The sequence below is a fragment of the Streptomyces sp. A18 genome, from assembly GCF_059026065.1.
This window is the reverse complement of the sequence record NZ_JBWLKL010000011.1, coordinates 57,788-83,757: the sequence shown is the minus strand read 5'-3', so window position 1 is coordinate 83,757 and position 25,970 is coordinate 57,788. Positions and strand designations below refer to the sequence as shown.

Here is a 25,970-nt window from a genome sequence, read left to right as displayed (position 1 = left end):
CTGGTGGGGGACCTGCTGGAAGCCCCGAACGAGTGATCGGCTCGTTGCATAAAACTGCGCTACTGCGTATAGTCATGCCATCAAGGAGGAGGGTTCCATGGCGGTACGCGCAGCAGTGGCAGGAGCGAGTGGGTACGCGGGCGGTGAATTGTTGCGCCTGCTGCTCGCCCACCCCGAGGTGGAGATCGGCGCCCTGACCGGCAACTCGAACGCGGGCCAGCGCCTGGGTGCGCTGCAGCCGCACCTGATGCCGCTCGCCGACCGCGTCCTGGAGCCGACCACCGCCGAGGCCCTCGCCGGGCAGGGCCGACGGCATGATGTCGTCTTCCTCGCGCTGCCGCACGGCCAGTCCGCCGCCGTCGCCGAGCAACTCGGCCCGGACGTCCTCGTCGTCGATATGGGCGCCGACTTCCGGCTGACGGACGCGGCCGACTGGGAGAAGTTCTACGGCAGCGAGCACGCCGGGACCTGGCCCTATGGCCTGCCCGAACTGCCGGGCGCCCGCACGGCGTTGGCAGGGTCCAAGCGCATCGCCGTGCCCGGCTGCTATCCGACCGCCGTCTCCCTCGCGCTCGTTCCCGCGTACGCCGCCGGGCTCGCCGAGGCCGAAGCGGTGATCGTCGCCGCTTCCGGGACCTCGGGCGCGGGCAAGGCGGCCAAGCCGCACCTGCTGGGCTCCGAGGTCATGGGCTCCATGTCGCCGTACGGCGTCGGCGGCGTGCACCGGCACACCCCGGAGATGATCCAGAACCTCTCCGCCGCCGCGGGCGCCCCCGTCACCGTCTCCTTCACGCCCACCCTGGCCCCGATGCCCCGCGGCATCCTCGCCACGTGCAGCGCGAGGGCACGGCAGGGCGTCACCGCCGAGACCGTGCGGGCCACGTACGAGAAGGCCTACGCGGACGAGCCCTTCGTGCACCTGCTCCCCGAGGGGCAGTGGCCGAGCACCGCGGCCGTGTACGGCTCGAACGCCGTACAGATCCAGGTCGCGTACGACGAGGCGGCGGGGCGCGTCGTCGTGATCAGCGCCATCGACAACCTCACCAAGGGCACCGCGGGCGGCGCCCTGCAGAGCATGAACATCGCACTCGGGCTCCCGGAGGAGCTCGGACTCACCACGATCGGAGTGGCACCGTGAGCGTCACGGCAGCGCAGGGATTCACGGCGGCGGGCATCGCCGCCGGGATCAAGCAGAACGGCAACCCGGACCTGGCCCTCGTGGTCAACACCGGGCCCCGCCTGGCCGCCGCGGGCGTCTTCACCTCCAACCGCGTCAAGGCCGCCCCCGTCCTCTGGTCGGAGCAGGTCGTCAAGGGCGGGCTCGTGTCGGCCGTCGTCCTCAACTCCGGTGGCGCCAACGCCTGTACGGGCCCCCAGGGCTTCCAGGACACGCACGCCACCGCCGAGAAGGTCGCCGAGACGCTCGACCTGAACGCCGGCGAGGTCGCCGTCGCGTCGACGGGACTCATCGGCGTCACGCTCCCCATGGACAAGCTCCTGCCGGGAGTCGAGAGCGCGGCCGGTGAACTCTCCGCGCACGGCGGCGAGAAGGCCGCCATCGCGATCAAGACCACCGACAGCGTGCACAAGACGGCCGTGGCGACCCAGGACGGCTGGACGGTCGGCGGCATGGCGAAGGGCGCGGGCATGCTCGCGCCCGGACTCGCCACGATGCTCGTCGTCCTCACGACGGACGCCGACCTGGAGGCGGACGTCCTGGACAAGGCGCTGCGCGACGCCACGAAGGTCACCTTCGACCGGGTCGACTCCGACGGCTGCATGTCGACGAACGACACGGTGCTGCTCCTGGCCTCCGGCGCCTCTCATGTCACCCCGGAGTACGCCGACTTCGCCGAGGCCGTCCGCACCGTCTGCGACGACCTCGCCCGCCAGCTCATCGGCGACGCCGAGGGCGCCAGCAAGGACATCCGGATCGAGGTCGTGAACGCCGCGTCCGAGGACGACGCCGTCGAGGTCGGCCGCTCCATCGCCCGCAACAACCTCCTCAAGTGCGCCATCCACGGCGAGGACCCCAACTGGGGCCGGGTGCTCTCCGCCATCGGCACGACGCAGGCCGCCTTCGAGCCCGACCAGCTGAACGTCGCCATCAACGGCGTCTGGGTCTGCAAGAACGGCTCCGTGGGCGAGGACCGCGACCTCGTCGACATGCGCTACCGGGAGGTCAAGATCACCGCCGATCTGGCGGCAGGCACCGCCGAGCCCGTCGTGATCTGGGCCAACGACCTCACCGCCGACTACGTCCACGAGAACAGCGCGTACTCGTCATGAGCGGCGACCAGAGCGGCAACCCGACCGCGCGGAAGCACACCGCGCTCCCCAAGGCGCAGATCCTCATCGAGGCGCTGCCCTGGCTGACCCGGCACCGCGGCAAGACCGTCGTCATCAAGTTCGGCGGCAACGCCATGATCGACGAGGAGCTGAAGGCCGCCTTCGCGCAGGACGTCGTCTTCCTGCACCACGCGGGCCTCAAGCCCGTCGTCGTGCACGGCGGCGGCCCGCAGATCAGCGCGGCCCTGGACCGGCACGGCATCGTCAGCGAGTTCAAGGCGGGCCTGCGGGTCACCACCGAGGACGCCATGGACGTCGTACGGATGGTGCTCGCCGGACAGGTCCAGCGCGAACTCGTCGGCCTGCTCAACCAGCACGGCCCGCTCGCCGTCGGCCTCACCGGCGAGGACGCGCACACCATCACCGCCACCAAGCACCAGCCCCGCATCGAGGGCGAGTTGATCGACATCGGTCGGGTCGGTGAGATCACCGAGATCGACACCGGCGCCATCGAGGCGCTGCTCGCGGACGGCCGCATCCCGGTCGTCTCCTCGATCGCCCGCTCCCAGGACGACGGAGATTTGGGGCATGTCTACAACGTCAATGCTGATACGGCGGCTGCGGCACTTGCGGCTGCGCTGGACGCCGAGACCCTGATGGTCCTCACGGACGTCGAGGGCCTCTACGAGGACTGGCCCAACAGCGACGAGGTGATCAGCCGCCTGACCGCGAAGGAGCTGGAGAAGCTCCTGCCCGAGCTGGCCAGCGGCATGGTCCCCAAGATGGAGGGCTGCCTGCACGCCGTGCGCAACGGCGTCGAGACGGCCCGCGTGATCGATGGGCGCGTCCAGCACTCGATCCTGCTCGAGATCTTCACCGACGAGGGCATCGGCACGATGGTCGTGCCGGACACGCCCGACGACCAGACCGAGGGGGAAGCGGCATGACCGGCAACGAGGAGCTGACCCAGCGCTGGCAGGACGCGCTGATGGACAACTACGGCACCCCCAGGCTGCCCCTCGTCCGCGGCGCGGGCAGCAGGCTTCTGGATGCCGACGGCAAGGAGTACGTCGACTTCGTCGGCGGCATCGCGGTCAACGCGCTCGGCCACGCCCACCCGGCGGTCGTCGAAGCGGTCAGCACCCAGATCGCGTCCCTCGGCCATGTGTCGAACCTGTTCATCGCCGAGCCGCCGGTCGCCCTTGCCGAGCGGCTGCTGCAGCTCTTCGGGCGCGCGGGGCGGGTGTACTTCTGCAACTCCGGCGCCGAGGCCGTCGAGGGCGCCTTCAAGATCGGCCGCCTGACCGGGCGTTCGCACATGGTCGCCACCGACGGCGGCTTCCACGGCCGGACCATGGGGGCGCTCGCGCTCACCGGCCAGCCCGGCAAGCAGGAGCCGTTCCGGCCGCTGCCCGGCGACGTCACGCACGTCCCGTACGGAGACGTGGAGGCGCTGCGCGCGGCCGTGACGGAAGAGACCGCCTTCGTCATCATCGAGCCCATCCAGGGCGAGAACGGCGTCGTCGTGCCGCCCGCGGGCTACCTCAAGGCGGCCCGCGACATCACGACGGCCACCGGAACCCTCCTCGTCCTCGACGAGGTGCAGACCGGAATCGGCCGTACCGGCCACTGGTTCGAGTACCTCGCGCACGAGGGCGTGCAGCCCGACGTCGTCACGCTCGCGAAGGGTCTGGGCGGCGGTCTGCCGCTCGGCGCGACGGTCGCGTTCGGCGCCGCGGCCGAGCTCCTCAAGCCCGGTCAGCACGGAACGACGTTCGGCGGGAACCCCGTGGCATGCGCCGCGGGACTGGCGGTACTCGACACGATCGAGGCCGACGGACTCCTGGAGAACGTGAAGCGGGCGAGCGAGAAGCTGCGCGACGGAATCGAGTCACTGGGACACCCGCTCGTGGCCCATGTCCGGGGTGCCGGCCTGCTGCTGGGTATCGTGCTCACCGAGCCGCTCGCGCCCCAGGCGCAGCAGGCGGCTCAGGACGCCGGCTTCCTGGTGAACGCGCCCGCCCCCGATGTCGTACGGCTGATGCCGCCGCTGAACGTGCGCGACGACGAGGTGGACGCGTTCCTCCGGGCCCTGCCCGGCGTGCTTGACCAGGCCACCGCGGCGGGCGGGGACGGACGATCCGGAGAATGAGACGACGATGAGCCAGGCGCAAGGCAACGAGCACATGGAACACCCGGATCACGCCGGGCCCGCGGTGCCGCAGACCCGCACCGCACGCCACCGCCGGATCGTGGACATCCTCAACCGGCAGCCCGTGCGCTCCCAGAGCCAGCTGGCGAAGCTGCTCGCCGACGACGGCCTCACGGTCACGCAGGCGACGCTCTCGCGGGACCTGGACGAGCTGAACGCCGTGAAGATCCGCAACGCCGAGGGCGACCTCATCTACGCGGTGCCGAGCGAGGGCGGCTTCCGCACGCCGCGTGCGCCGCTGGGGGAGTCCGCCAAGGAGGAGCGGATGCGCCGCCTCTCGGCGGAGCTCCTGATCTCCGCCGAGGCCTCGGCCAACCTCGTCGTCCTGCGGACGCCGCCGGGGGCGGCCCAGTTCCTGGCCTCGGCGATCGACCAGGCGGAGCTGCATGACATCTTGGGGACGATCGCGGGGGACGACACCTTGATGCTGATCAGCAGGGAGGCTACGGGGGGTCAGGCACTGGCGGATCACCTGCTGCGCCTGGCTTCGAATGAGCATTAGCCGGCCCCCGGGCCTTGGTGGCCGTCATCACCGGTTCCGCCGAGTTCGTCCTCAATCGCCGGACGGGCTGGAATTTCCAGCCCGTCCGGCGATTGAGGACATCGTGTGAGGGGGGCCAGAGGGCGGAGCCCCTTGCTTTCGGGAAGGGGTGGGATCGGGGAAAGCCCCGCGGGGACCGCCCCTACCCCAGCACCGCACCCAGCGGATCATCCCCAAGAAACGCCACCAGCTCCGCAACCCCCGGCGCCGTAGCAGGCCCCCGCCGGGTCACCGCACAAGCCGCCGCCGCGTTCGCGCCGCGCGCAGCCGTCAGTGGATCAAGCCCCCGCCCCAACAGGGCGAGGAACGCGCCGACATGGGCATCGCCCGCCCCATTGCTGTCCACCGCGTCCACCGGGAACCCGGGCACATGCACCACGCCGCCCCCCGAGCCAGGCGCAGCCAACCAGCACCCGTCCTTGTCGGCCCGCACGAGCACCCCCGCCCCCGGCGCGAGCCGCCCGCGCAGGGCGGCAGCGGCCTCCTCCGGATGGGAGAGGCCCGTCATCAGGCGGGCCTCCCGCGCATTGCAGCTCAGCCAATCAGTCCGCGCGAGGACAGGCTCGAGCACGGCCGAGGGGATGTCGGCGACCAGTGGCGCCGGATCGAAGCAGACCCGCACATCACCCGGCATCCCCGCCGCGAACGCGGACAACAACGGCCCGTTGACCTCCATCACGAGGCTGTACCCGGACAACTGCACCGTGTCGCCCGGCCGCAGCGCGTCCGCGACGGCAGCCGTCTCCGCCGCAGTCATCCGCGCGTCCACCCCGAAACTGGTCACGAACGTCCGCTCGCCCCCACCGTCGACCAGCGCCACGCAGAACCCCGTGTCCCCGTCCGTACGCACCGGGAGCAGCGTCCCGATGCCCTCCTCGGCGAGGGCGCGGCGCACGAGATCCCCGTACGGCCCGGTCCCGTGCAGCCCCGCGTACACCGCATCGGCCCCCAGGCGCCGCGCTGCCGTCAGCGCGTTGAAGCCGCCGCCCGCGTACAGCTCCGTACGGGAGCCGATCACGTCGCCGCCCCGTTCGGGCAGCGCGGGGACCTCGATGACGAGGTCGGCGATGACGTTCCCCGCCAGGACGAGGCGAGGAGCAGGAGTGGGCGTGCTCATCGGACGGGCTCCTCAAGTGCGGGGGACGGGACAGGAGTTGTCGCGGGGCGGCCGCGCCCGCCGAACGCGGCGTACACCGCCGCGCCCACCCCTATCGAGACCGCCCAGCCCAGGCCGTTCACGCCCGGCCAGGTTTCGGCCAGCGGCCCGGAGAACCACACGTCGTCCGCGCCCGTACCGGCGGTCGTGAACAGCAGCCCCGACACGATCGCCGCCACCCAGGCGAGCACGGCGGGCAGCCGGAATCCGCCGGTGTACCAGTAGCGGCTGGTGCGCGAGGTGTCCATCAGGCCATCGGGGTCGTAGTCGCGGCCCCGCAGCATGTCGACCGCGATCACCCCGATCCAGGCGGAGATCGGCACGGCGAGCAGCGTCAGGAAGGTGGAGAACGGTCCGTAGAAGTCGTCGGCGATCAGCATGAAGTAGATGCCGCCGAGGAACATCAGCACGATGTCGATGACCACGGCCCAGGCCCGCGGCACCCGCAGACCCAGCGTGATCATGGTGAGGCCCGCGGAGTACGTCGACAGGTGGTTCGACATCAGCAGGCCGCCGAAGGCGGCGATCAGATACGGGACCGCCATCCAGGACGGCAGCATCGCGTTGATCGCGGACACCGGGTCGGACGAGGTCGCCAGGGACGGGTCGCCCGCCGTGAGCAGTGAGCCGAGCGAGATGAGCAGCACCAGCGGGATGCCCGCGCCGAACGCGGACGCGGTGACCAGGCGGCGCCCCGGGATCGTACGAGGGAGGTAACGGGCGTAGTCCGCGCCGGCGTTGGCCCAGCCGATGCCCGTGCCCGCGGCGATGAAGCCGATGCCCGCGATGACGCCGCTGGTCGGTCCAGCCGGGGCATCGAGCACCTTCGACCAGTCGACCGTCGCGACCAGGAAGCCCATCACGATCAGGTTCAGGACGCCGAAGAGGACCGTCGCCCACTTGTTGATCCACATGATCGTGGCGTGTCCGAGGCCGCTGATCAGCAGCGTGCAGGCGATGAAGACCAGCAGGCACAGCACCGTCAGGAAGGAGTTCTGGCGGACGTCGAAGGCCACGCCGAGCAGGGCGAGCAGCGCGTACGCCGCCGTCGTCGTCGTGATCGTCTCCCAGCCGACCCGGCTCACCCAGGTGACCAGCGTCGGGCCCGCGTTGCCGCGCTGCCCGAACACCGCGCGGGAGAGCGTGAGCGCGGGCGCCCCGCCCTTCTTGCCGGCCAGGCTCAACGCCCCCACGAGGGCGAAGGAGCCGAACGAGCCGACGATCGCGACCAGCGCGGCCTGCCAGATGCTCAGTCCGCGGAAGGCGACGAGCGTCGCGCCGAGCGGCAGCCCGAGGATCGAGATGTTCGCGGCGAACCAGGTCCAGAACATCTGGCCCGCGTGGCCGTGACGCTCACTGTCGGGGACCGGCTCGATCCCTCGGGTCTCTACGGTGCCGACCTGATCGTTCTTCGTCGAAGCGGCCATGACGGAACCTCCTTGCGCGATACGTGGGGCGGGGACGGGGGAGTGGGGAGAGAGCTCGGTGGTCTCAGCGGTGGGTGAGCAACTGGGCCGTCAGCGGCTCCAGTTCGAGGCTGTTGACCGTGCGCAGGGTGCGTACGGCGTCGGCGGGCAGACCAGAGAGGCCGCGCACCGATCCGGCGACCGCGCCCGCGATCGCGCCGATGGTGTCGCTGTCGCCGCCGAGGTTCGCGGCGAGGAGCGTGCTGCGCCAGGGATCGCCGCCGGTCAGGGCGAGCACCGCGAAGGCGGCGGGCACCGACTCCTGACTGGCGACGCTGGTGCCGATGAGCGCGACGATGCGGTCCAGGGCGGCGGCCTCGTCCAGACCGTCGACCAGCTCGCGGGCCCAGGCGATGCGGGCGGAGATGTCGGCTCCGGCGATCCAGTTGCCGCGGCGGGCACCGGCGTCGGCCGCGGTGATCGCGGCGTCGAAGGCCTCGTCGAGCGTGCCGCCCGCGATGCCCGTGCTGACCGCGGCGGCGACGGCCGCGGCGCCCGCGATGCCGATGTTCGTGTCGTGGGTGACCTGGCAGGACTCCACGACCCGGTCGAGGAATTCCGGCAGCGGTTCCGCGGCGAAGGCGATGCCGACCGGGGTGACGCGCATCGCGGCGCCGTTGGTGGTGCCGTACCTGCCCGCCTCCTTGGGGTCGGTGCCGCCCGCGACGGCGTCCAGGGCGGCCTTGGTGGAGGGGCCGAGCAGGTCGAAGGAGCCCTTGGCCTTCATCTCCCGCTCCCAGGACAGGAGTTCGTCGGCGAACCGCAGCGGGTCGACGTGCCCGCCGCCCTCGACGAGCAGCCGCCCGACAATGACCGCCTGGTCGGTGTCGTCGGTGACGGCTCCGGCGGGCATGCCCGCGCTCACGGGGTTGTCGTCCCTGGCGGGTTCGAATCCGGTGAGGGTGCCGTAGACGCGTACGACGTCCTCGCGGGACATCACCTGGGTCGGCATGCCCAGGGCGTCGCCGAGCGCGAGTCCGTAGAAGGCGCCGAGCGCGCGGTCGAGAAAGCCGGGGGGTGCGGTGGTCACGAGTGGGCTCCTCGGCCGGTACGTACGTGCAGTTGGAACCGGGAAGGGTCGAGCAGGCTCGTCACCTGTTCCACGACCTCCCCTTCGGCGTCGCGGAAGACCTGGGCGAGCCGGATGAAGGGTTCACCGGGGGAGCGGTGCAGAAGCCCCGCGTCCTCGTCGCCGAGGCCGGACACCGCGATGTGGGCGTCGCTCGACGCGGCGATGTGGCCCGCGGCGAGCAGGGTCCGGTTCAGGGATCCGCCTTCGAGGCCGCGCTCGGGCAGATCGGCCAGGGCGGGCACGGCCGGGACGCGGCTGCGCTCCAGGGAGACGCCCGCACCGTCGGGCAGTCGCCTGACGCGGTCGAGGGCGATGAAGTGGGCGTCCGCGAGGCCGAGTTCGGCAGCGAGCGCCGGGTCGGCGGTGCGTTCGAAGCGGAGGGTCTCCGTGGAGAGCTCGGTGCCCTGGTCGGCGAGCGCCCGGGTCCAGCCGAGCTGCTGGTCGAGCGGGGTCCCGTCGAACGTGACGATCGAACCGATCCCGGCGTGCGTCTCGATGAGTCCCTGCTCGCCGAGCGCGCTGAGCGCCTGCCGCACGGTGGTGCGACTGACCCCGAACCGCTCCCGCAGGGCGTGCTCGCCGGGGAGGCGGCTGCCGTCGGCGTGTACACCGGCGCGGATCTCGTCGGCGAGTACGTGCGCGACGCGATAATGTTTGTGAACCTGTCCAGGCATGTCTAAAAGGTAAACGGAGCTGATCCGTCCCGTCTATGGCCGCCGGAAGATTCTTTACGGGGGCGCGTCCAGCAGGCCTTCCGTACAGGAGACCTGCTGCCGTCCAGGAGGCCGGCCGTGCAGGAGTCCTGCCGTCCAGCAGGCCTGCCGGACGTACCCGTCAGGCCTGCCGCGCGGGCTCGCCCTGCTCCTCGGTGCGTCGCGCCCGGTGTGACATCCAGGCGGCGACCAAGGCCCCCGAGACGTTGTGCCACACGGAGAACACGGCGGCGGGCAGTGCGGCCAGCGGGCTGAAGTGGGCCGTGGCGAGTGACGCCGCGAGGCCCGAGTTCTGCATGCCGACCTCGAAGGCCATGGCACGCGAGGCGGGCGGCCCCAGGCGGGCCAGCTTGCCCGCGCCGTAGCCGAGCGCGAGGCCCAGGCCGTTGTGCAGGACGACGGCGACGAACACCGGCAGGGCCGCCGACTTGATGGCCGCCGCGCTGCCCGCGACCACGATCGCCACGATGACGGCGATGGTCACGGCGGACAGCCACGGCAGCGCGCTGAGCACCCGCCCGATGTAGCGGCCGAAGAGGAGGCGTACGACGAGACCGGCGATGACCGGGAGCAGCACGGTCTTGAGGATGTCCGTGACCATCGAGCCCGCGTCCACCGGCAGGTACTCGCCCGCCAGGAGCAGCGTCAGCGGCGGCGTGATGAGCGGCGCGAGCACGGTCGAGACGGTGGCCACCGACACGGACAGGGCCACGTCGCCGCGCGCCAGGTAGGTCACCACGTTGGACGCGGTCCCGCTGGGCGCGCAGCCGACGAGGATGACACCGGCCGCGAGCTGCGGCGAGAGCCCGAGCGCGTGGGCGATCAGCCAGCCGAGCCCCGGCATGATCACGTAGTGCGCGACCAGGCCGAGCGCGACGGCCCAGGGTCGCTTGACGACGCCCTGGAAGTCGAGCGGGGTCATGGTGAGCCCCATGCAGAACATCACCAGACCCAGGAGGTACGGGACGTTCGTGCCCCAGTCCTTGAAGGCGTCCGGCGCCAGGAGGCCGAGCGCGCCCGCGGCGAGCACGAGGACGGGGAAGACCGTGACGGCGAGGCGGGCCGCCCTGTCGCCGCTCTTCGTGGGGCCGTTCTCCGGGGAGCTGGGGATCGTCTGTTCGGTTTGCACCCGGCGATGCAACGCCGCCGCGCGGCGCGCACGCAAACCCGTCTCGATATGTGGTCGCTACACGAAGCCTGCGGGCCGCTCAGTAGCGTGTGAGGGCGGTGGCCCCCGACGCCGTCCCGATCGCCATGTGCGGCCTCCGGTCCGGCTCGGCCCACCGCAGGATCCGCCGCATCGCCCCGCCCGGCACCGACACGCAACCCGCCGTCGCCCCGCGCCCGTTGACGTGCAGGAAGATCCCGGCGCCACGCCCGCGCACCGGGCGGTCGTAGTTGAAGCCGATCACCAGGGCGTGCGCGTACTGGGTGTCGTACGTGATGAGGTGCTCGGACTCGGCGGCGCGGCAGTCGGCGGGGCGTGGCTGGGTCCAGCGGTTGTAGGAGCGGGAGTCGTTGTCCTGGCACCACCAGGAGTTCTTCGTGACGTGGCGGTACGGATAGCCCGTGCCGGACGGTGCGGCCTTGATGCCGAAGGCGTACGGGAGACGGAAGAGGCCCGTGGGCGTCGTGTTCGTCCCCTGCTTGCGCGAGCCGCCCTCCGTCAGGCCCTTCGCACCGAACCGCGCCGCCGCGGACCCGGACTTCACCCACCGCCCGCCGCGCCGATCCCACCAGGTGACGGTGCCGCTGGTGGAGCTGGTGCGCGCGGCCTCGGCGGTGATGAGCTGGCTGCCGCCACCCGTGTCCGCCATGCGGTCCGGCAGCGGGCGGTTCACGCCGGGCGCGGCGCCGAGGGTGCCGGTCGCGGCGAGGACGAGAACGGCTGCGGACGCGAGGGCGACGGCACGGGGGCGCATGGCTCAGACGGTAGTGGGCGGCAGCGGCAGCGGCACTCCGGGCAGGCCGTCGATGCTCTCCGCGATCTGCCTCTTGGTGAAGTACTCGCTCAGCGAGGCGTCGTCCTCGCGCGCGAAGCGCTTGCCGTGCAGGTCGCGGTCCTCCTCGTACGACATGAAGGGAACCGCGTAGCCGCAGCTGTCACGGAGGAGTTCGGCCGTGACGACGATGATCGCGCGCAGGCCGTGCGGGGTCGGGTCGATGTTCGGGAAGTGTCCGAGCAGCTCGGCCCAGCGGGGGTCGTCGCGGAAGACGGGTTCGCCGCGGCCATGCAACCGGACGATGTTCGGCGGACCCTGGAAGGCGGTCCACATCAGGGTGATGCGGCCGTTCTCACGCAGGTGCGCGACCGTCTCCGCGTGGCTGCCCGCGAAGTCGAGGTATGCCACGGTGTGTTCGTCGATGACGGCGAAGGAGCCGGTGAGGCCCTTGGGTGAGAGATTGATCGTGCCGTCGTCGGCGAGGGGCGCGGTCGCGGTGAAGAAGAGAGGCTGGGCCTCGATGAACGTCCGGAGTCTGCCGTCTATGCGTTCGTAAGTCTTTCCCATGTCCAAGGATTATTCACCAGAGGTCATTCGCCTGTCTAACGACTTCCGGTGGCGCGCGGCGTCCCGGCCGCGCCTGGATTGACGAAACATACGGAGCGCTGCATACTCATGCATAACGGCGAATGCAGGGTGAGGAGCACGTGAAGTGAGCAGCAACAACGGCGGAGACGTCCGGCTCTGGGGCGGTCGGTTCGCGGACGGTCCGGCAGAAGCCCTGGCCAAGCTGTCGGCATCGGTCCACTTCGACTGGTGCCTGGCGCCGTACGACATCGCCGGATCCCGCGCCCACGCGCGCGTGCTCCACAAGGCCGGGCTGCTCACCGAGGACGAGCTGACCCGCATGCTGGCCGGCCTCGACCAGCTCGAGGCCGACGTGGCCGACGGCTCCTTCGTGGGCACCATCGCCGACGAGGACGTGCACACCGCCCTGGAGCGGGGTCTGCTGGAGCGCCTCGGCCCGGACCTCGGCGGCAAGTTGCGCGCGGGCCGTTCGCGCAACGACCAGGTGGCGACGCTCTTCCGGATGTACCTGCGGGACCACGCCCGGATCATCGGCGGCCTGATCGCCGACCTCCAGGGCGCGCTGGTCGGCCTCGCCGAGGCGCACCCGGACGTCGCCATGCCGGGGCGCACACACCTCCAGCACGCCCAGCCCGTGCTCTTCGCGCACCACGTCCTCGCGCACGTCCAGCCCCTCGCCCGCGACGCGGAGCGCCTGCGGCAGTGGGACGAGCGGACGGCCGTCTCGCCGTACGGCTCGGGCGCGCTCGCGGGATCCTCCCTCGGGCTCGACCCCGAGGCCGTCGCCGCGGACCTCGGCTTCGAGCACGGCTCGGCGGCCAACTCCATCGACGGGACGGCCGCCCGTGACTTCGCGGCGGAGTTCGCCTTCATCACCGCGATGATCGGTGTGAACCTCTCCCGGATCGCCGAGGAGATCATCCTCTGGAACACGAAGGAGTTCTCCTTCGTCACGCTCCACGACGCCTTCTCGACCGGCTCGTCGATCATGCCGCAGAAGAAGAACCCGGACATCGCCGAACTGGCGCGCGGCAAGTCGGGCCGCCTCATCGGCAACCTGACGGGCCTGATGGCGACGCTCAAGGCGCTGCCGCTCGCGTACAACCGCGACCTCCAGGAGGACAAGGAGCCGGTCTTCGACTCCTGCGCCCAGCTGGAGGTCCTGCTCCCCGCATTCACCGGCATGGTGGCGACCCTCACCGTGCACCGCGAGCGCATGGAGGAGCTGGCCCCGGCCGGCTTCTCGCTCGCCACGGACATCGCCGAGTGGCTGGTCAAGCAGGGTGTGCCGTTCCGTGTCGCGCACGAGGTCGCGGGTGAGTGCGTCAAGGAGTGCGAGGCACACGGCATCGAGCTCGAACAGCTCACGGACGAGCAGTTCGCCAAGATCTCCGAGCACCTCACTCCCGAGGTCCGCACCGTCCTGAACGTCCCGGGCGCCCTGGCGTCCCGCAACGGCCGCGGCGGCACGGCTCCCTCGGCCGTCGCCGCCCAGCTGACCGAGGTCAAGGCCGATCTGGCGGTTCAGCAGGAGTGGGCCGCGGCGCGCAGGTGACGTCCGAACGGCGTCGCGGCGCGTAAGTGACGCCGGGCCAGCGCGTGCCGCGTTGACGTGGGCGTCGCGGGTTACGTTGGTCGTCTTCCGCAAGGAGCCGACCGAACGGAGCCCGCGATGCCCTTCTCGCGCCTGGCCGCAGCAACCACCCCCACCGCCCACATCGGGTTCGGCCTCGCCGCCGTCGGCAGGCCCGGCTACATCACGCTCGGCCGCGACGTCGATCTGCCGCCGTCGCGCAGCGTCGAGGCCCTGCGCGAGCGCACCCTCGAACTCCTCGACGCCGCCTACGCGCTCGGCGTCCGGTACATCGACGTGGCGCGCTCGTACGGCCGCTCCGAGGAGTTCCTCGCCGACTGGCTGCACGCAAGGCCCGACATCCGCGACGTCGTGATCGGCAGCAAGTGGGGCTACACGTACACGGCCGCCTGGAACGCGGGCGCCGCGGGCCCGCACGAGGTCAAGGACCACAGCGTCGCCGCGTACGTCCGTCAGCGCGAGGAGAGCGCCCAACTGCTCGGCGAGCGGCTCGACCTCTACCAGATCCACTCCGTCACGCCGGAGAGCCCCGCACTCACCGACAAGGAACTGCACGTCAGACTCGCCGAGTTGGCGGCCGATGGCGTGACGGTCGGGCTCTCCGTCAGCGGCCCGGAGCAGGCTGCGGCCATCCGCGCCGCCCTCGAGGTGACCGTCGACGGCGAGCCGCTCTTCCGTACGGTCCAGGCCACGTACAACGCCCTGGAGACCTCGGCGGGCCCCGCGCTCGCCGAGGCCCATGACGCGGGGCTCACCGTCCTGGTCAAGGAGGCCATGGCCAACGGCCGCCTCGCCGACCCGCACGCCCCCGCGGCCCTGCGCGAGATCGCCGGAGCGACCGAGCTCGGCTGCGACGCGGTGGCCCTGGCCCTGGTCCTGCGCCAGCCGTGGGCGGGTGTCGTGCTCTCCGGCGCGGCCACCTCGGTCCAGCTCGTCTCGAACTTGCACGCGGCGGCCGTCGACCTCGACACGGAGCAGCTGGAGCGGCTCGCGGGTCTCGCGGAGGAGCCCGCCGCGTACTGGGACCGGCGCGGGCAGCTGCCCTGGCACTGAGCGCCCCCCCCCGGGGCAGCCGCCCGTGAGAGGTGTGCGTATCTGGTGAGACAATTATGTCTCACATGGATTATGGTTGTCTCATGTCAGTCGATCGCGACCAGGTGCTCCGCAGCGCCGCTGCCCTCCTCACCCGCAAAGGCTCCGCCACGATGGACGAGGTGGCGCGCGCGGCGGGGATCAGCCGGGCCACCCTGCACCGCCACTTCGCCGGGCGCGACGCCCTCGTGCGCGCCCTGGAAGAGCTCGGCATCCAGGAGTGCGAGGGCGCGCTCGACGCGGCCAGGCTCGGCGACGACAGCGCCGAAGAGGCGCTGCGCCGCCTGGTGAAGGAGATCCAGCCGGCTGCGGGTCTGCTCGCGTTCCTCGTCACCGAGAACCAGCTCTTCGAGGACGACGCCCAGCACGAGGGCTGGTCCCGGCTCGACGACAACATCGGCGCGCTCTTCCGGCGCGGCCAGGAGAGCGGCGAGTTCCGCATCGACCTGAGCCCCGTCTGGCTCACAGAGGCGCTGTACGGACTCATCGGCGCGGGCGCCTGGGCCGTACTGGACGGCCGCGTGGCCGCCAAGGACTTCACACACATGATCGCCGAGCTGCTGATCGGCGGAGCACAACGGAGAGTGGAACCATGACCAGCATCGAACAGCGGACGGCGTCGGCGGAGGTCGAGCGCAGCCCCGGCCGCTGGCTCGCGCTCGCCGTGCTGGTCCTGGCCGTACTGCTCGTCGCCGTGGACGCGACGGTGCTCGGCCTGGCCACTCCCTACATCAGCGAGGACCTCAAGCCGACCGGCACGCAGTTGCTGTGGATCGGCGACGTGTACTCGTTCGTCATCGCCGGTCTGCTCGTCTCCATGGGCAGCCTCGGCGACCGCATCGGCCGCAAGAAGCTCCTGCTGATCGGCGCCGTCGCCTTCGGCGGTGTCTCGGTCCTCAACGCCTATGCGACCACGCCCGAACTCCTCATGCTGGCCCGTGCGTTGCTCGGTGTCGCGGGTGCGACGCTGATGCCGTCCACGCTCGCGCTGATCCGGAACATCTTCCACGACCCGCGCGAGCGCAGCCTCGCGGTCGGCATCTGGGGCGCGATGGCGTCGGCGGGTGCCGCAGTGGGCCCGGTCGTCGGCGGCTTCCTGCTCGAGCACTTCTGGTGGGGCTCGGTCTTCCTGATCAACCTGCCGGTGATGGCGGTCCTGGTCCTCGTCGGGATCAAGTTCCTGCCCGAGTCGAAGAATCCGGCGCCGGGTCCGTGGGACCTGATCAGCGTCGTGCTCTCGCTCATCGGCATGATCGCCGTCGTGTACGCCATCAAGGAGGCGGCGGCGCACGGCATCCGCTGGGACATCGGCGTGGCGGCCGTGCTCGGCGTGGCGGCGCTCACCTGGTTCGTACGGCGCCAACTCACGCTCACGGCACCGCTCCTGGACATGCGTCTGTTCCGCAACCGGGGATTCTCGGGGGCGGTCCTCGCCGACCTCCTCACGGTCCTCGGGCTCTCCGGCCTGGTCTTCTTCCTCTCCCAGTTCTTGCAGCTGGTCCAGGGACGGCGGCCGTTCGAGGCGGGCCTCGCCGAACTGCCCGCCGCGGTGGGTGCGGTGGCGGCCGGTCTGATCGCGGGCATGGTCGCGCGGCGGTTCTCCGTCCGTGTGGTGGTCGCCGGCGGTCTCGCCGCGGTGGGCCTGGCCCTCGCGTCGCTGACCACGCTGAGCCAGACCACCGGGTACCCGCTGCTCGGTGCCTCGCTGCTCGTCGTCGGCATCGGCGCGGGGTTCTCGTTCACGGTGACCGCCGACGTCATCCTCTCCAGCGTGCCCAAGGAACAGGCGGGAGCGGCGTCAGCGGTCTCGGAGACCGCGTACGAACTGGGCGCGGCCCTCGGTATCGCCCTGCTGGGCTCCATCGTGACGGGCGTCTACCGGGACTTCACCGCTCCGGCGGGCACGCCGCCCGAGGTGGCGTCGGCCGCACACGAATCGCTGGGCGGCGCGGTGGAATCGGTGGCGGGCATGCCGGCCCACGAGTCCCAGGCCCTGCTGCACTCGGCCCAGGACGCCTTCGTCGACGGGCTTCGCCTCGCGGCGGGCGTGGGCGCGGCGGTCTTGCTCGCCACCGCCGCGGTGGCGTGGTTCCTCCTGAAGGGCTCAAAGCTGGAGGACAGCGCACCGTAGGGACGCGGGGCTGTCACATCGTGCGGCTCCGCCGCGTGGGCGCGACCAGCCACGGACGCGCCCCGTAGGGACGCGGGAACTGCGCGCTCAGCCACAGGCGGCCCGCAGGCGATGAACGACGGGGAAACGAAACGCCCGCCCCGGCGCCGGGGGGACCCCCCAGCGCCGGGGCGGGCGCACCGCCAAAGACCGAGCCCGGGGCTACGCCGCCTTCGCCTTGGTGGCGTACATGTCCACGTACTCCTGGCCGGACAGCTGCATGACCTCCGTCATCACGGAGTCCGTCACCGCCCGCAGGACATAGCGGTCGCGGTCCATGCCCTCGTACCGCGAGAACTCCATCGGCTCACCGAAGCGGACCGTCACGCGGCCGGGGCGCGGCAGGCCCTTGCCGCCGGGCTGGAGCTTGTCCGTGCCGATCATCGCGAAGGGGACCACGGGCGCGCCGGTCATGAGGGTCAGGCGGGCGATGCCCGTACGGCCGCGGTAGAGGCGGCCGTCGGGGGAGCGGGTGCCTTCGGGGTAGATGCCGAAGAGCTTGCCCTCCTCCAGGACGCGCCGCCCGGTCATCAGCGCGGCGACACCGCCGTGGCCGCCGTCGCGGTCCACGGGGATCATTCCGGAGCCGGTGAAGAACCAGGCCATCAGGCGGCCCTTGAGTCCCTTGCCCGTGACGTACTCGTCCTTGCCGATGAAGAACACCGGACGCGGGCAGACGAGGGGCATGATCATCGAGTCGATGAACGTGAGGTGGTTTCCGGCCATGATGACCGGACCGGTGCCCGGAATGTTCTCTGCGCCTTCCACCCGTGGGCGGAACATCAGACGCAAGATCGGTCCGAGCACAGCCTTGATGAGCGCGAGACGGGACAACGGGCCCTCCGGTGTCAACGGGTCGACGACGAGTATGTGCAGGTGAGGACGATACTCGCGGGTCCCCGTTCACCGCACATCGGGTTCACGCAGTCGATACGCAGAGTTGACCTGAGTTTGCGTGGTGTTGCCCTCGGATCGCCCTCCCTGTGACGACGTTATCCCTGCGGGGAGCATGTGGCGCGTCCTAGTGGTCCTTGTCACGCACCGCGGTCACGCGCTGCCACGGAGTTCGCGGCCGTCCGCACCGGACCCGAGCCCACCGAACGGACCCCGCCCCGCACACCAGTCGCCATCCGGCGTCACCCTTCCGTTCGGTCCAGGGTCTCCCATCTGTCACGCGCGGCCACCTACGATCGTGCCGCTTTGTCAGGTGCAAAGCAGCACATCGGGAGGAGCGCTCAATGGCTACGCAGCAGTCGAGGCATTCGAAGTCGGGGGAGCCGGGGGAGCGGCGGCCGGGGCGGCGCACGGTACTGGGAGCGGCGGTCCTCGGGGCGGGCACAGCCGTCGTGGGGCTGCCCGGCGTGGCGAGAGCCGACGCCGGGCGCGGGCACGGCGGCTACAAGGATCTGCCGGTGCCCACGGTCGTGGCGCACCGCGGCACCAGCGGGTACCGGCCCGAGCACACGCTCGGCGCCTACCAGCTCGCCCTCGACATGGGCGCGCACGTCATCGAGCAGGACATCGTGCCCACCAAGGACGGCCATCTCGTATGCCGTCACGAGAACGACATCACCGCGACGACGGACGTCGCCGCGCACCCCGAGTTCGCGTCCCGCAAGACCACCAAGTCCGTGGACGGCGCCAAGCTCACCGGCTGGTTCACCGAGGACTTCACGCTCGCCGAGCTGAAGACGCTGCGCGCCAAGGAGCGCATCCCCGGCACCCGCCAGCGCAACACGCTCTACGACGGCCGCTGGGACGTGCCCACCCTGGAAGAGGTCTTCCGGTGGGCGGACAAGCAGGGCCGTGAGCGCGGCAAGCGGGTCTGGCTGCACATCGAGACCAAGCACCCCACGTACTTCCGCAAGCTGGGCCTCGGCCTGGAGGAGCCGCTCGCCAAGCTGCTCCGCAAGTACGGGCGGCACAAGAAGAACTCGCCCAACTTCCTGCAGTCCTTCGAGCCCAGCAGCATCCAGCGCCTGAACAAGCTGGTCGACGCGCCGCTCGTGGTGCTCCTGTCCAGTGCGGGCTCCCGCCCCTGGGACTTCGTCGAGGCGGGCGATCCGCGCACCGTCGCCGACCTCATCAAGCCCGAGGGCCTGAAGTGGATGGCGTCGTTCGCGCAGGGCCTCGGCCCCACGCTCGACCTGGTCATCCCGAAGAAGCCGGACGGCAGCCTCGGCACCCCGTCCACGCTGGTGAAGGACGCGCACAAGGAGGGCCTGATCCTGCACCCGTACACGATGCGCAACGAGAACACCTTCCTGCCCACGAACTTCAAGAAGGGCACCGACCCGGCCGCCTACGGCGACGCCTTCGGAGCCTTCAAGGCGTACTTCGAGACAGGCATCGACGGGATCTTCTCCGACAACTGCGACACCGCGCTGCTCGCCCGCGAGGACTTCGTCAACAGCTGACCGCCCGGCCCCGGTTGGGGTGACAGACGGCCGCTCCGGCAACCTCGTGCCGGAGCGGCCGCGTCCCGCCCTGCATGACCCACGAGCTCATCCCCACGCTGCGTCCCCTCCTGGCCGCCGAGGCCTCCGCCGCGGCGTACGGCTCCGGCGCCGACCCCGGCGACCTCGAACAGGCCGTCTGGCTGCGCCTCCTGGAACGCATGGACGCCGCCGACCCACCCGCCGACCCGGCCACCTGGCTGCGCGCCGCCGTCGCATCGGAGGCGCGCCGCACGCGGCGTACGGAGGAGCGGGAAGTGGCGTACGCGGCCGAGCCCGCCGACGACACCGAGCGCGGCCCCGAACAGCGCGCCCTGCGGGCCGACCGCGAGCGCGCCCTGCATGCGGCCGTGCGCCGGCTGCCCGGCCGCTGCCCCGGCCTCATGGCGGCGCTGCTGTCCCCCAAGGACCTCACCTACCGGGAGATCGCAGGGCAGTTGGGAATGTCACAGGGCAGTCTGGGGCCTGAACGTTCCCGTTGCCTGGGATGCCTGCGCAGAATGCTCGCGGCGGAGGTTGCAGCTCCTGAACCGTGGGGAAAGGAGCGATAGACAACCGGCGGAGCAGGTGAGCGGGAGGCATGCACACATGGGCATGAGCGTGACCATCTCGGAGGCGGGCGGACAGGACGCCGAGAAGATCCTCAAACTGCAGTACCTGTGCTACCAGAGCGAGGCCGAGCTGTACGGCGACTACTCCATCGAGCCGCTCACGCAGTCCCTCGACTCCATCAAGGCCGAACTGACCGCCGGCAGCGTGCTGGTGGCCCGCCTCGGTGACGAGGTCGTCGCCTCGGTGCGCGGCACGGTCGACCCCGACGGCACGGCGCGGATCAACAAACTCATCGTCCACCCCAGGATGCAGCGGCACGGTCTGGGAGGCAGGCTCCTGGACGCGATAGAGCAGCGGCTCGGCTCGGGAGGCACCACGAAGTGCTTCCAGCTCTTCAGCGGTCACCGCAGCGAGCAGAATCTCCAGCTCTACCGCAAGCACGGCTATACGGCGGTGAAGACCCAGCACGTGAACGACCGGCTCACGCTGGTCACGCTCTCCAAGGAGGCGATCGCGGGGGCGTACGCGGCCCGGGTCTAGCGCCCCGCCCGCCGCGCCTTGTTCAGCCAGAAGATGGCCGTGACCGGCAGGATCACCGGAATGAACAGATAGCCCATCCCGAAGTCCGACCACACCGTGGCGTCGGGGAAGGCGGACGGCTCGATGAGCGTCCACGTCCCCACCGCCAGGACGCCCACCAGCTCGGCGGCGCAGCACACCAGCGCCGCCCTGCGGGCCTTCTCGCCGCCGCGCACGAGCGAGTACGTGATGAAGCCGTACACGAGACCCGCGAGGGCGGACAGCGTGTACGCGAGCGGGGCCTTGTGGAAGTCCGTCGAGATCTGCACGGCGGAGCGCGACACCGCGCCGACCACCATCACCCCGTACAGCCACACCAGAAGGATGCCGGGCCCGCCGATCAGCTTCTGCCGGGCGCCCTTGGCCTTGCTGTCTTCGGTCACCGTCACCTCAGCCTCCCCAGATGTCGTAGAGCCGCACCTGGAGCACGGCGAGGACCACGCCACCGGCCGCGACGGTGATGGAGCCCCAACGGGTGCGCTCGGCAAGGGACATGAAGCCCGCGGCCGGGACGCAGGCGAAGGAGCCGATCAAGTACGCCACGAAGATCGTCGTGCCTTGCTCGGGCTTCTCGCCCCGTGCCAGCTGGACGACGCCGACGATCAGCTGGACCGTGGCCAGGAACGTCACGACGCCCATGCCGATGAAGTGCCAGTCCTTGGTCGGCTGGTCCCGGTAGGCGGCGAAGCCGCACCACGCGGCGAGCGCGAGCGCGGCCACGGCGGTCGCGATCGTCAGGGCAACAAGCATGCGGTGACTTTATTACGGGCCCTATGACCCGATGCGCGCACCCCTAAGCCCCGATGCGCGTACCCCAGGGGTGCCCCGTACGCTCGGACACCATGAAGATCCACGCTGAAGCGCTCCTGTTCGACAACGACGGCACCCTGATCTCCTCCATGGAGTCGGTGTACCGCTGCTGGACGCGCTTGGCGCAGGAGTACGGGATCACCGCCGAGGAATTCGCGCGGGTCGAGCTGCACGGCCGCCCCGCGGCCGAGATCATCGCCGACATGCTGCCCGCCGAGCGCGTGCCCGAAGCCGTCGCCCGCATCGAGGAGCTCGAGGTCTCGGACGTCGCGGGCGGCGTCGTGCTCCTTCCCGGCACCCGTGAGCTGCTCGAATCCCTGCCGCCCGAGCGCTGGGCCGTCGTCACCTCCGCCGGGCGCCGCCTGGCCGAGGCCAGACTCGCGGAGGTCGGCATCGACGCCAAGATGCTGATAGCCGCCGACGACATCACGCGCGGCAAGCCCGACCCCGAGCCCTTCCTGCTCGCGGCCGCGAAACTGGGCGTCGACCCGGCGCGCTGCGTGGTCTTCGAGGACGCGCCCGCGGGTCTCACGGCGGGACGCGCGGCCGGCATGACCACCGTGGCGTTGGCCACAACGCACACCGCCGGCGAGCTGACCGCCGACGTCGTCGTGAAGGACCTCTCGGCCGTGTCCGCGCAGGCCACCGAGGGTGGCGTGGAGATCACCGCCGAGGCCTGAGCGCCGCTCCCGTCGCGTCCGCACCTGTCCACCGGCTGTCCGTATAGCGGACGACGGTGGCGGTGCGTGACCGCACGCGTGTTTTACTGGTCCACATGACCACGACGAGCAGCCGCACCCCTGCGACCGAGGCGATCACGACGCCCGGTGCTCGTTGTATGTGTCGAATGTGCGCCTTCTGAGGGCCCCCGCACCACTCCTGAGCATCGCGCCCCGAAGCGAAGCCGCTGTGCCGCGCCCCTGTGCGACGTACGCCTTACCGGCGGACGAGACGTAGGACGCGAGCCTGCCCCGCGCACACCTCCTCCGGTTCCTTTCGCCACCGCGAGAAACCGTGCCGCGTTCCCCACGAATGCCCCGTGCCCGGCGAAAACCGCGCCGCGCACTCGACAGTGACGGAAACCCCTGTGATCACCACTTCCGGCCTCACCAAGGTCTACCGCTCACGCGGTCGTGAAGTAACTGCCCTCGACGGCGTCGATCTGCATGTCCGCGAAGGCGAGGTGTACGGCGTCATCGGCCAGTCCGGCGCCGGCAAATCCTCGCTGATCCGCTGCGTCAACCTCCTGGAGCGGCCCACCTCCGGCACCGTGACCGTCGCCGGTCAGGACCTCACCGCCCTGGCGGGGCGCGGCAGCCGCGCGAGCAAGGACCTGCGCCGGGCGCGCAGCCGCATCGGCATGGTCTTCCAGCACTTCAACCTGCTGTCCTCGCGCACCGTCAAGGACAACGTCGAGCTGCCCCTGGAGATCCTCGGCCTCAGCGGCGCCGAACGCTCCCGCAAGGCCCTCGAACTCCTCGACCTGGTCGGCCTCGCCGACAAGGCGAAGTCCTACCCGGCACAGCTCTCCGGCGGCCAGAAGCAGCGCGTCGGCATCGCCCGCGCGCTCGCCGGCGACCCGAAGGTGCTGCTCTCGGACGAGGCGACCAGCGCCCTCGACCCGGAGACCACCCGCTCCATCCTGAAGCTCCTGCGCGACCTCAACCAGCAGCTCGGTCTGACCGTCCTGCTGATCACGCACGAGATGGACGTCGTCAAGAGCGTCTGCGACTCCGCCGCCCTCATGGAGAACGGACGGATCGTCGAGTCCGGCACCGTCACCGAGCTGCTCGCGACGCCAGGGTCCGAGCTGGCCGCCGCGCTGTTCCCGGTCAGCGGTGACGCCACGGGCGACAACCGCACCGTCGTCGACGTGACCTTCCACGGCGAAGCCGCGACCCAGCCGGTCATCTCCCAGCTGTCGCGCACGTACAACATCGACATCTCGATCCTCGGCGCCGCGATGGACACCGTCGCGGGCAAGCAGGTCGGCCGCATGCGCATCGAGCTGCCGGGTCGCTTCGAGGAGAACGTCGTGCCGATCGGCTTCCTGCGCGAGCAGGGCCTCCAGGTCGACATCGCGGGCGAGGATCCCGTGACCGCGCCGAAGGACGACGCCACGCTGCTGGTCAAGGAAGGTGCCAAGTGACCTGGTCGGAGATGCAGCCCCTGCTGGAGCAGGCCTGTTGGGACACCCTCTACATGGTGGGCTGGTCGACGCTCATAGCCGTCGTCGTCGGACTGCCGCTCGGCATCCTCCTTGTCCTCACCGACCGCGGCGGGCTGCTGCAGAACACGGTGGTGAACAAGCTCATCGGGCAGATCGTGAACATCGCGCGCTCGATGCCCTTCATCATCCTCATGGTCGCGCTGATGGGCCTCACGCGCTGGATCACCGGCACGACGATCGGCCGCGAGGCCGCCATCGTGCCGCTCGCGATCGGTGCCATCCCGTTCTTCGCGCGCCTCGTGGAGACCTCGGTGCGCGAGGTCGACGGCGGTCTCGTCGAGGCCGTGCAGTCGATGGGCGGCAACACCTGGACCGTCGTACGCAAGGTCCTCGTGCCGGAGTCCCTGCCCTCGCTGATCTCCAGCACCACCACGACGATCGTCACGATCCTCGGCTACTCGGCCATCACCGGCGCCGTCGGCGCGGGCGGTCTCGGCGACATCGCCATCCGCTACGGCTACCAGCGCTTCGAGACCGAACTGATGTGGATCACCGTCGGCGTCCTCGCCGTCGTCATCTCGATCATCCAGTTCGCGGGCGACTACGCGGCCCGCAGGCTGCACCGGCGCGGCGGCCACTCGGGCGCCGCTCCCCGGCTGCGCTTCCTCAAGCTCGCGCCGTCGAAGGCCTCCTGACCGGCACCGTCGACGGATTCCCGAAACTCACCCCGCACACCCCATCGCGGGGCGTACCACCCATGGAGAAAGGCACTTTTCGTGCGTAACACCGCCAAGATCACCACCGCTGTCCTCGCCACCGGAGCCCTCACCCTCGGGCTCTCCGCCTGCGGCTCCGACAAGGGCTCCGCCGCAGGAGACAAGGACGGCCCGCTCATCGTCGCCGCCACTCCCACGCCGCAGGGCGAGATCCTCGACTACGTCAAGAAGAACCTGGCGAAGAAGGCCGGACTCGACCTCGACGTGCGGGAGTTCACCGACTACGTCACGCCGAACACCGCCGTGGAGCAGGGCGAGGTCTTCGCCAACTACTTCCAGCACAAGCCGTACCTCGACGACTTCAACAAGAAGAACGGGACGGACATCGTGCCGGTCCCGAACGCGACGGTGCACCTGGAGCCGCTCGGCATCTACTCCAAGAGCGTCAAGAAGCTCGACGGCCTGAAGAACGGCGCCACGGTCGCCCTGCCGAACGACACCACGAACGAGGCCCGCGCGCTCAAGCTCCTGGCCGACAACGGCCTGATCGAGCTCAAGAAGGGCGTCGGCTACGAGGCGACCCCCAAGGACGTCTCGAAGAACCCGAAGAACCTCAAGTTCAAGGAGATCGAGGCGGCCCAGGTGCCCCGCTCCCTCGGCGACGTCGACGCCGCGGTGATCAACGGCAACTACGCACTTGAGGCCAAGCTCAGCCCGGCCAAGGACGCCATCGTCGCCGAGCCCGCCAAGGGCAACCCCTACGGCAACTTCCTCGCCGTGAAGAAGGGCGACGAGAACGACCCGCGCGTGAAGAAGCTCGCCAAGCTCCTCACCTCGCCCGAGGTCAAGAAGTTCATCGACGACAAGTACGACGGCGCCGTCGTCGCGGCGTTCTGATCATGCGTACGCCCGTCATAGCGGCCGCCGCCGGAGCGCTCGCCCTGACGCTCGGCCTGACCGCCTGCGGCTCCGGCTCCGGATCGGGCGGCGGCGACGGTGACACGCTCACCGTCGGCGCCACCCCGACCCCGGCCGGCGAAGTCCTCACGTACATCAAGCAGAACCTCGCGAAGAAGGAGGGACTCGACCTCCAGATCACGGAGTTCACGGACTACGTCACGCCGAACACCGCGCTCCAGGAAGGGTCACTCGACGCCAACCTCTACCAGCACGCCCCGTACTTGGAGGACTTCAACAAGTCCAAGAAGACGGAGCTCACGCCGGTGACCGAGGTCTATCTGCCGCCGATGGGGGTGTATGCGAAGAAGGCGAAGGACGTCACCGCGCTGCCCGCCGGTGCCACCGTCGCCGTCCCGAACGACACCACCAACGAAGGCAGGGCGCTCGAACTCCTCGCCTCCAAGGGCGTCATCGGGCTCAAGAAGGGGGTCGGCGCGAACGCGACCCCCGAGGACATCACGTCCAACCCGAAGAAGCTCACCATCAAGCCGCTGGAACCCGCCCAGCTGCCCCGCTCCCTGGAAGACGTCGAAGCCGCGGTCATCAACAACAACTACGCGCTCGACGCCGGACTCAGCCCCAAGAAGGACGCCATCCTTCTCGAGTCGCCCAAGGACAATCCGTACAACAACATCCTCGCCGTCAAGAAGGGCGCCGAGGACGATCCCCGCGTCAAGAAGCTGGCGAAGCTGCTCACTTCACCCGAGGTGAAACAGTTCATCGAGGACAAGTACAAGGGCTCTGTCCTGCCCGTCGAAACGACCTGACGCACAGTCCGTTTCCGCCCTCACCACGGGGTCCTCTCCTGACGAAGGAGCGGACCCCGTGGTGCGTTTGCGCGCCGACATGCTGCATGCTGGGCACTTCAGCAGGCCCGAGGGTTCCAGGTTA

The 25,970-nt window shown here is 70.5% G+C and carries 27 protein-coding genes; 17 read left to right on the top strand and 10 right to left on the bottom strand.

The window, feature by feature from the left end; translation table 11 throughout:
- The first annotated feature begins 97 nt into the window (after positions 1–97).
- From argC to AC5P1C_RS19725, 5 genes are read left to right on the top strand one after another with little or no spacing between them, the layout of a single operon-like run.
- Positions 98–1,138 carry an N-acetyl-gamma-glutamyl-phosphate reductase gene (argC, locus tag AC5P1C_RS19745; RefSeq protein WP_493867181.1) on the top strand — a complete coding sequence of 347 codons (1,041 nt, stop codon included), beginning with the start codon at positions 98–100 and terminating at the stop codon, positions 1,136–1,138.
- Positions 1,135–2,289: a bifunctional glutamate N-acetyltransferase/amino-acid acetyltransferase ArgJ gene (gene argJ / locus AC5P1C_RS19740; protein ID WP_493867180.1), complete on the top strand. Its 1,155-nt coding sequence runs from the start codon at positions 1,135–1,137 to the stop codon at positions 2,287–2,289. Before argC ends, argJ begins: the two co-directional genes overlap by 4 nt.
- Positions 2,286–3,236, top strand: coding sequence for an acetylglutamate kinase (gene argB / locus AC5P1C_RS19735; protein ID WP_493867179.1), 951 nt, complete (start codon positions 2,286–2,288; stop codon positions 3,234–3,236). The genes argJ and argB overlap by 4 nt, the downstream gene beginning before the upstream one ends.
- Complete coding sequence (locus tag AC5P1C_RS19730; protein ID WP_493867178.1) at positions 3,233–4,441, top strand: acetylornithine transaminase; 1,209 nt, start codon at positions 3,233–3,235, stop codon at positions 4,439–4,441. The genes argB and AC5P1C_RS19730 overlap by 4 nt, the downstream gene beginning before the upstream one ends.
- 7 nt (positions 4,442–4,448) lie before the next feature.
- Entirely contained in the window at positions 4,449–5,003 is a 555-nt protein-coding gene (locus AC5P1C_RS19725) for an arginine repressor (protein ID WP_361196920.1), read from the top strand.
- 181 nt (positions 5,004–5,184) lie between these two features.
- Here AC5P1C_RS19725 and AC5P1C_RS19720 read toward each other — a convergent pair whose 3' ends face one another.
- The 7 genes from AC5P1C_RS19720 to AC5P1C_RS19690 all read right to left on the bottom strand — a co-directional run bounded on the left by AC5P1C_RS19720 (position 5,185) and on the right by AC5P1C_RS19690 (position 11,959).
- Positions 5,185–6,159, bottom strand: coding sequence for a PfkB family carbohydrate kinase (locus AC5P1C_RS19720; RefSeq protein WP_493867177.1), 975 nt, complete (start codon positions 6,157–6,159; stop codon positions 5,185–5,187).
- On the bottom strand, positions 6,156–7,625 hold the full coding sequence (locus tag AC5P1C_RS19715) for a purine-cytosine permease family protein (RefSeq protein ID WP_493867176.1): 1,470 nt from the start codon (positions 7,623–7,625) through the stop codon (positions 6,156–6,158). Before AC5P1C_RS19715 ends, AC5P1C_RS19720 begins: the two co-directional genes overlap by 4 nt.
- 64 nt (positions 7,626–7,689) lie before the next feature.
- Entirely contained in the window at positions 7,690–8,694 is a 1,005-nt protein-coding gene (locus AC5P1C_RS19710; protein ID WP_493867175.1) for an ADP-ribosylglycohydrolase family protein, read from the bottom strand.
- A complete protein-coding gene (locus AC5P1C_RS19705) occupies positions 8,691–9,410 on the bottom strand; it encodes a GntR family transcriptional regulator (RefSeq protein WP_493867174.1) in 720 nt (239 codons plus the stop codon). The genes AC5P1C_RS19710 and AC5P1C_RS19705 overlap by 4 nt, the downstream gene beginning before the upstream one ends.
- Positions 9,411–9,570: 160 nt before the next feature.
- The gene (locus AC5P1C_RS19700) at positions 9,571–10,578 is read right to left on the bottom strand and encodes a bile acid:sodium symporter family protein (protein WP_493867173.1); all 1,008 of its coding nucleotides are present in this window, start codon (positions 10,576–10,578) and stop codon (positions 9,571–9,573) included.
- A 79-nt stretch (positions 10,579–10,657) separates the two neighbouring features.
- A complete protein-coding gene (locus AC5P1C_RS19695; protein WP_493867172.1) occupies positions 10,658–11,371 on the bottom strand; it encodes a L,D-transpeptidase family protein in 714 nt (237 codons plus the stop codon).
- Between the two features lie 3 nt (positions 11,372–11,374).
- Complete coding sequence (locus AC5P1C_RS19690; RefSeq protein ID WP_493867171.1) at positions 11,375–11,959, bottom strand: pyridoxamine 5'-phosphate oxidase family protein; 585 nt, start codon at positions 11,957–11,959, stop codon at positions 11,375–11,377.
- A 145-nt stretch (positions 11,960–12,104) separates the two neighbouring features.
- On the opposite strand from AC5P1C_RS19690, the gene argH reads away from it, so the two are divergent.
- The 4 genes from argH to AC5P1C_RS19670 all read left to right on the top strand — a co-directional run bounded on the left by argH (position 12,105) and on the right by AC5P1C_RS19670 (position 16,797).
- The gene (gene argH, locus AC5P1C_RS19685; RefSeq protein WP_493867170.1) at positions 12,105–13,535 is read left to right on the top strand and encodes an argininosuccinate lyase; all 1,431 of its coding nucleotides are present in this window, start codon (positions 12,105–12,107) and stop codon (positions 13,533–13,535) included.
- Positions 13,536–13,652: 117 nt separating this feature from the next.
- The gene (locus tag AC5P1C_RS19680) at positions 13,653–14,627 is read left to right on the top strand and encodes an aldo/keto reductase (RefSeq protein WP_493867169.1); all 975 of its coding nucleotides are present in this window, start codon (positions 13,653–13,655) and stop codon (positions 14,625–14,627) included.
- Between the two features lie 83 nt (positions 14,628–14,710).
- Entirely contained in the window at positions 14,711–15,262 is a 552-nt protein-coding gene (locus AC5P1C_RS19675; RefSeq protein ID WP_493867168.1) for a TetR/AcrR family transcriptional regulator, read from the top strand.
- Positions 15,259–16,797: an MFS transporter gene (locus tag AC5P1C_RS19670; protein ID WP_493867167.1), complete on the top strand. Its 1,539-nt coding sequence runs from the start codon at positions 15,259–15,261 to the stop codon at positions 16,795–16,797. The genes AC5P1C_RS19675 and AC5P1C_RS19670 overlap by 4 nt, the downstream gene beginning before the upstream one ends.
- 201 nt (positions 16,798–16,998) lie before the next feature.
- Here the strand turns inward: AC5P1C_RS19670 and AC5P1C_RS19665 are convergent, their stop codons facing one another.
- The gene (locus tag AC5P1C_RS19665) at positions 16,999–17,619 is read right to left on the bottom strand and encodes a lysophospholipid acyltransferase family protein (protein WP_237330157.1); all 621 of its coding nucleotides are present in this window, start codon (positions 17,617–17,619) and stop codon (positions 16,999–17,001) included.
- A 455-nt stretch (positions 17,620–18,074) separates the two neighbouring features.
- On the opposite strand from AC5P1C_RS19665, the gene AC5P1C_RS19660 reads away from it, so the two are divergent.
- The 3 genes from AC5P1C_RS19660 to AC5P1C_RS19650 all read left to right on the top strand — a co-directional run bounded on the left by AC5P1C_RS19660 (position 18,075) and on the right by AC5P1C_RS19650 (position 20,384).
- Positions 18,075–19,253 carry a glycerophosphodiester phosphodiesterase gene (locus AC5P1C_RS19660; protein ID WP_493867166.1) on the top strand — a complete coding sequence of 393 codons (1,179 nt, stop codon included), beginning with the start codon at positions 18,075–18,077 and terminating at the stop codon, positions 19,251–19,253.
- 74 nt (positions 19,254–19,327) lie between these two features.
- Complete coding sequence (locus AC5P1C_RS19655) at positions 19,328–19,843, top strand: sigma-70 family RNA polymerase sigma factor (RefSeq protein ID WP_493867165.1); 516 nt, start codon at positions 19,328–19,330, stop codon at positions 19,841–19,843.
- Between the two features lie 37 nt (positions 19,844–19,880).
- Positions 19,881–20,384, top strand: coding sequence for a GNAT family N-acetyltransferase (locus tag AC5P1C_RS19650; RefSeq protein WP_493867164.1), 504 nt, complete (start codon positions 19,881–19,883; stop codon positions 20,382–20,384).
- Here the strand turns inward: AC5P1C_RS19650 and AC5P1C_RS19645 are convergent.
- On the bottom strand, positions 20,381–20,812 hold the full coding sequence (locus AC5P1C_RS19645) for a hypothetical protein (RefSeq protein WP_493867163.1): 432 nt from the start codon (positions 20,810–20,812) through the stop codon (positions 20,381–20,383). The genes AC5P1C_RS19650 and AC5P1C_RS19645 overlap by 4 nt on opposite strands.
- Position 20,813: 1 nt before the next feature.
- Positions 20,814–21,173 (bottom strand): hypothetical protein, encoded by a 360-nt coding sequence (locus AC5P1C_RS19640; protein WP_493867162.1) that lies wholly within the window; start codon positions 21,171–21,173, stop codon positions 20,814–20,816.
- A gap of 92 nt (positions 21,174–21,265) precedes the next feature.
- On the opposite strand from AC5P1C_RS19640, the gene AC5P1C_RS19635 reads away from it, so the two are divergent.
- From AC5P1C_RS19635 to AC5P1C_RS19615, 5 genes are all read left to right on the top strand, one after another.
- Positions 21,266–21,913: an HAD family hydrolase gene (locus AC5P1C_RS19635; protein ID WP_493867161.1), complete on the top strand. Its 648-nt coding sequence runs from the start codon at positions 21,266–21,268 to the stop codon at positions 21,911–21,913.
- A gap of 407 nt (positions 21,914–22,320) precedes the next feature.
- Positions 22,321–23,382 carry a methionine ABC transporter ATP-binding protein gene (locus AC5P1C_RS19630; RefSeq protein ID WP_493867160.1) on the top strand — a complete coding sequence of 354 codons (1,062 nt, stop codon included), beginning with the start codon at positions 22,321–22,323 and terminating at the stop codon, positions 23,380–23,382.
- Positions 23,379–24,098, top strand: a complete 720-nt coding sequence (locus AC5P1C_RS19625; protein ID WP_493867159.1) for a methionine ABC transporter permease — start codon at positions 23,379–23,381, stop codon at positions 24,096–24,098. The genes AC5P1C_RS19630 and AC5P1C_RS19625 overlap by 4 nt, the downstream gene beginning before the upstream one ends.
- 81 nt (positions 24,099–24,179) lie before the next feature.
- Positions 24,180–25,016 carry a MetQ/NlpA family ABC transporter substrate-binding protein gene (locus AC5P1C_RS19620; protein ID WP_493867158.1) on the top strand — a complete coding sequence of 279 codons (837 nt, stop codon included), beginning with the start codon at positions 24,180–24,182 and terminating at the stop codon, positions 25,014–25,016.
- A gap of 2 nt (positions 25,017–25,018) precedes the next feature.
- Positions 25,019–25,846, top strand: coding sequence for a MetQ/NlpA family ABC transporter substrate-binding protein (locus AC5P1C_RS19615; protein WP_493867157.1), 828 nt, complete (start codon positions 25,019–25,021; stop codon positions 25,844–25,846).
- The last annotated feature ends 124 nt before the right edge of the window (positions 25,847–25,970 follow it).

Excerpts from the sequence above, each read along its gene's own strand:
- AC5P1C_RS19705 (WP_493867174.1), bottom strand. The coding sequence starts at position 9,410 with ATGCCTGGACAGGTTCACAAACATTATCGCGTCGCGCACGTACTCGCC.
- AC5P1C_RS19655 (WP_493867165.1), top strand. The coding sequence starts at position 19,328 with ATGACCCACGAGCTCATCCCCACGCTGCGTCCCCTCCTGGCCGCCGAG.
- AC5P1C_RS19675 (WP_493867168.1), top strand. The coding sequence starts at position 14,711 with ATGTCAGTCGATCGCGACCAGGTGCTCCGCAGCGCCGCTGCCCTCCTC.
- AC5P1C_RS19660 (WP_493867166.1), top strand. The coding sequence starts at position 18,075 with ATGGCTACGCAGCAGTCGAGGCATTCGAAGTCGGGGGAGCCGGGGGAG.
- AC5P1C_RS19615 (WP_493867157.1), top strand. The coding sequence starts at position 25,019 with ATGCGTACGCCCGTCATAGCGGCCGCCGCCGGAGCGCTCGCCCTGACG.
- AC5P1C_RS19665 (WP_237330157.1), bottom strand. The coding sequence starts at position 17,619 with ATGTTCCGCCCACGGGTGGAAGGCGCAGAGAACATTCCGGGCACCGGT.
- AC5P1C_RS19635 (WP_493867161.1), top strand. The coding sequence starts at position 21,266 with ATGAAGATCCACGCTGAAGCGCTCCTGTTCGACAACGACGGCACCCTG.
- AC5P1C_RS19650 (WP_493867164.1), top strand. The coding sequence starts at position 19,881 with ATGGGCATGAGCGTGACCATCTCGGAGGCGGGCGGACAGGACGCCGAG.
- AC5P1C_RS19715 (WP_493867176.1), bottom strand. The coding sequence starts at position 7,625 with ATGGCCGCTTCGACGAAGAACGATCAGGTCGGCACCGTAGAGACCCGA.
- argC (WP_493867181.1), top strand. The coding sequence starts at position 98 with ATGGCGGTACGCGCAGCAGTGGCAGGAGCGAGTGGGTACGCGGGCGGT.
- argB (WP_493867179.1), top strand. The coding sequence starts at position 2,286 with ATGAGCGGCGACCAGAGCGGCAACCCGACCGCGCGGAAGCACACCGCG.
- AC5P1C_RS19640 (WP_493867162.1), bottom strand. The coding sequence starts at position 21,173 with ATGCTTGTTGCCCTGACGATCGCGACCGCCGTGGCCGCGCTCGCGCTC.
- AC5P1C_RS19695 (WP_493867172.1), bottom strand. The coding sequence starts at position 11,371 with ATGCGCCCCCGTGCCGTCGCCCTCGCGTCCGCAGCCGTTCTCGTCCTC.
- AC5P1C_RS19670 (WP_493867167.1), top strand. The coding sequence starts at position 15,259 with ATGACCAGCATCGAACAGCGGACGGCGTCGGCGGAGGTCGAGCGCAGC.
- AC5P1C_RS19730 (WP_493867178.1), top strand. The coding sequence starts at position 3,233 with ATGACCGGCAACGAGGAGCTGACCCAGCGCTGGCAGGACGCGCTGATG.
- AC5P1C_RS19680 (WP_493867169.1), top strand. The coding sequence starts at position 13,653 with ATGCCCTTCTCGCGCCTGGCCGCAGCAACCACCCCCACCGCCCACATC.
- AC5P1C_RS19690 (WP_493867171.1), bottom strand. The coding sequence starts at position 11,959 with ATGGGAAAGACTTACGAACGCATAGACGGCAGACTCCGGACGTTCATC.
- AC5P1C_RS19720 (WP_493867177.1), bottom strand. The coding sequence starts at position 6,159 with ATGAGCACGCCCACTCCTGCTCCTCGCCTCGTCCTGGCGGGGAACGTC.
- AC5P1C_RS19725 (WP_361196920.1), top strand. The coding sequence starts at position 4,449 with ATGAGCCAGGCGCAAGGCAACGAGCACATGGAACACCCGGATCACGCC.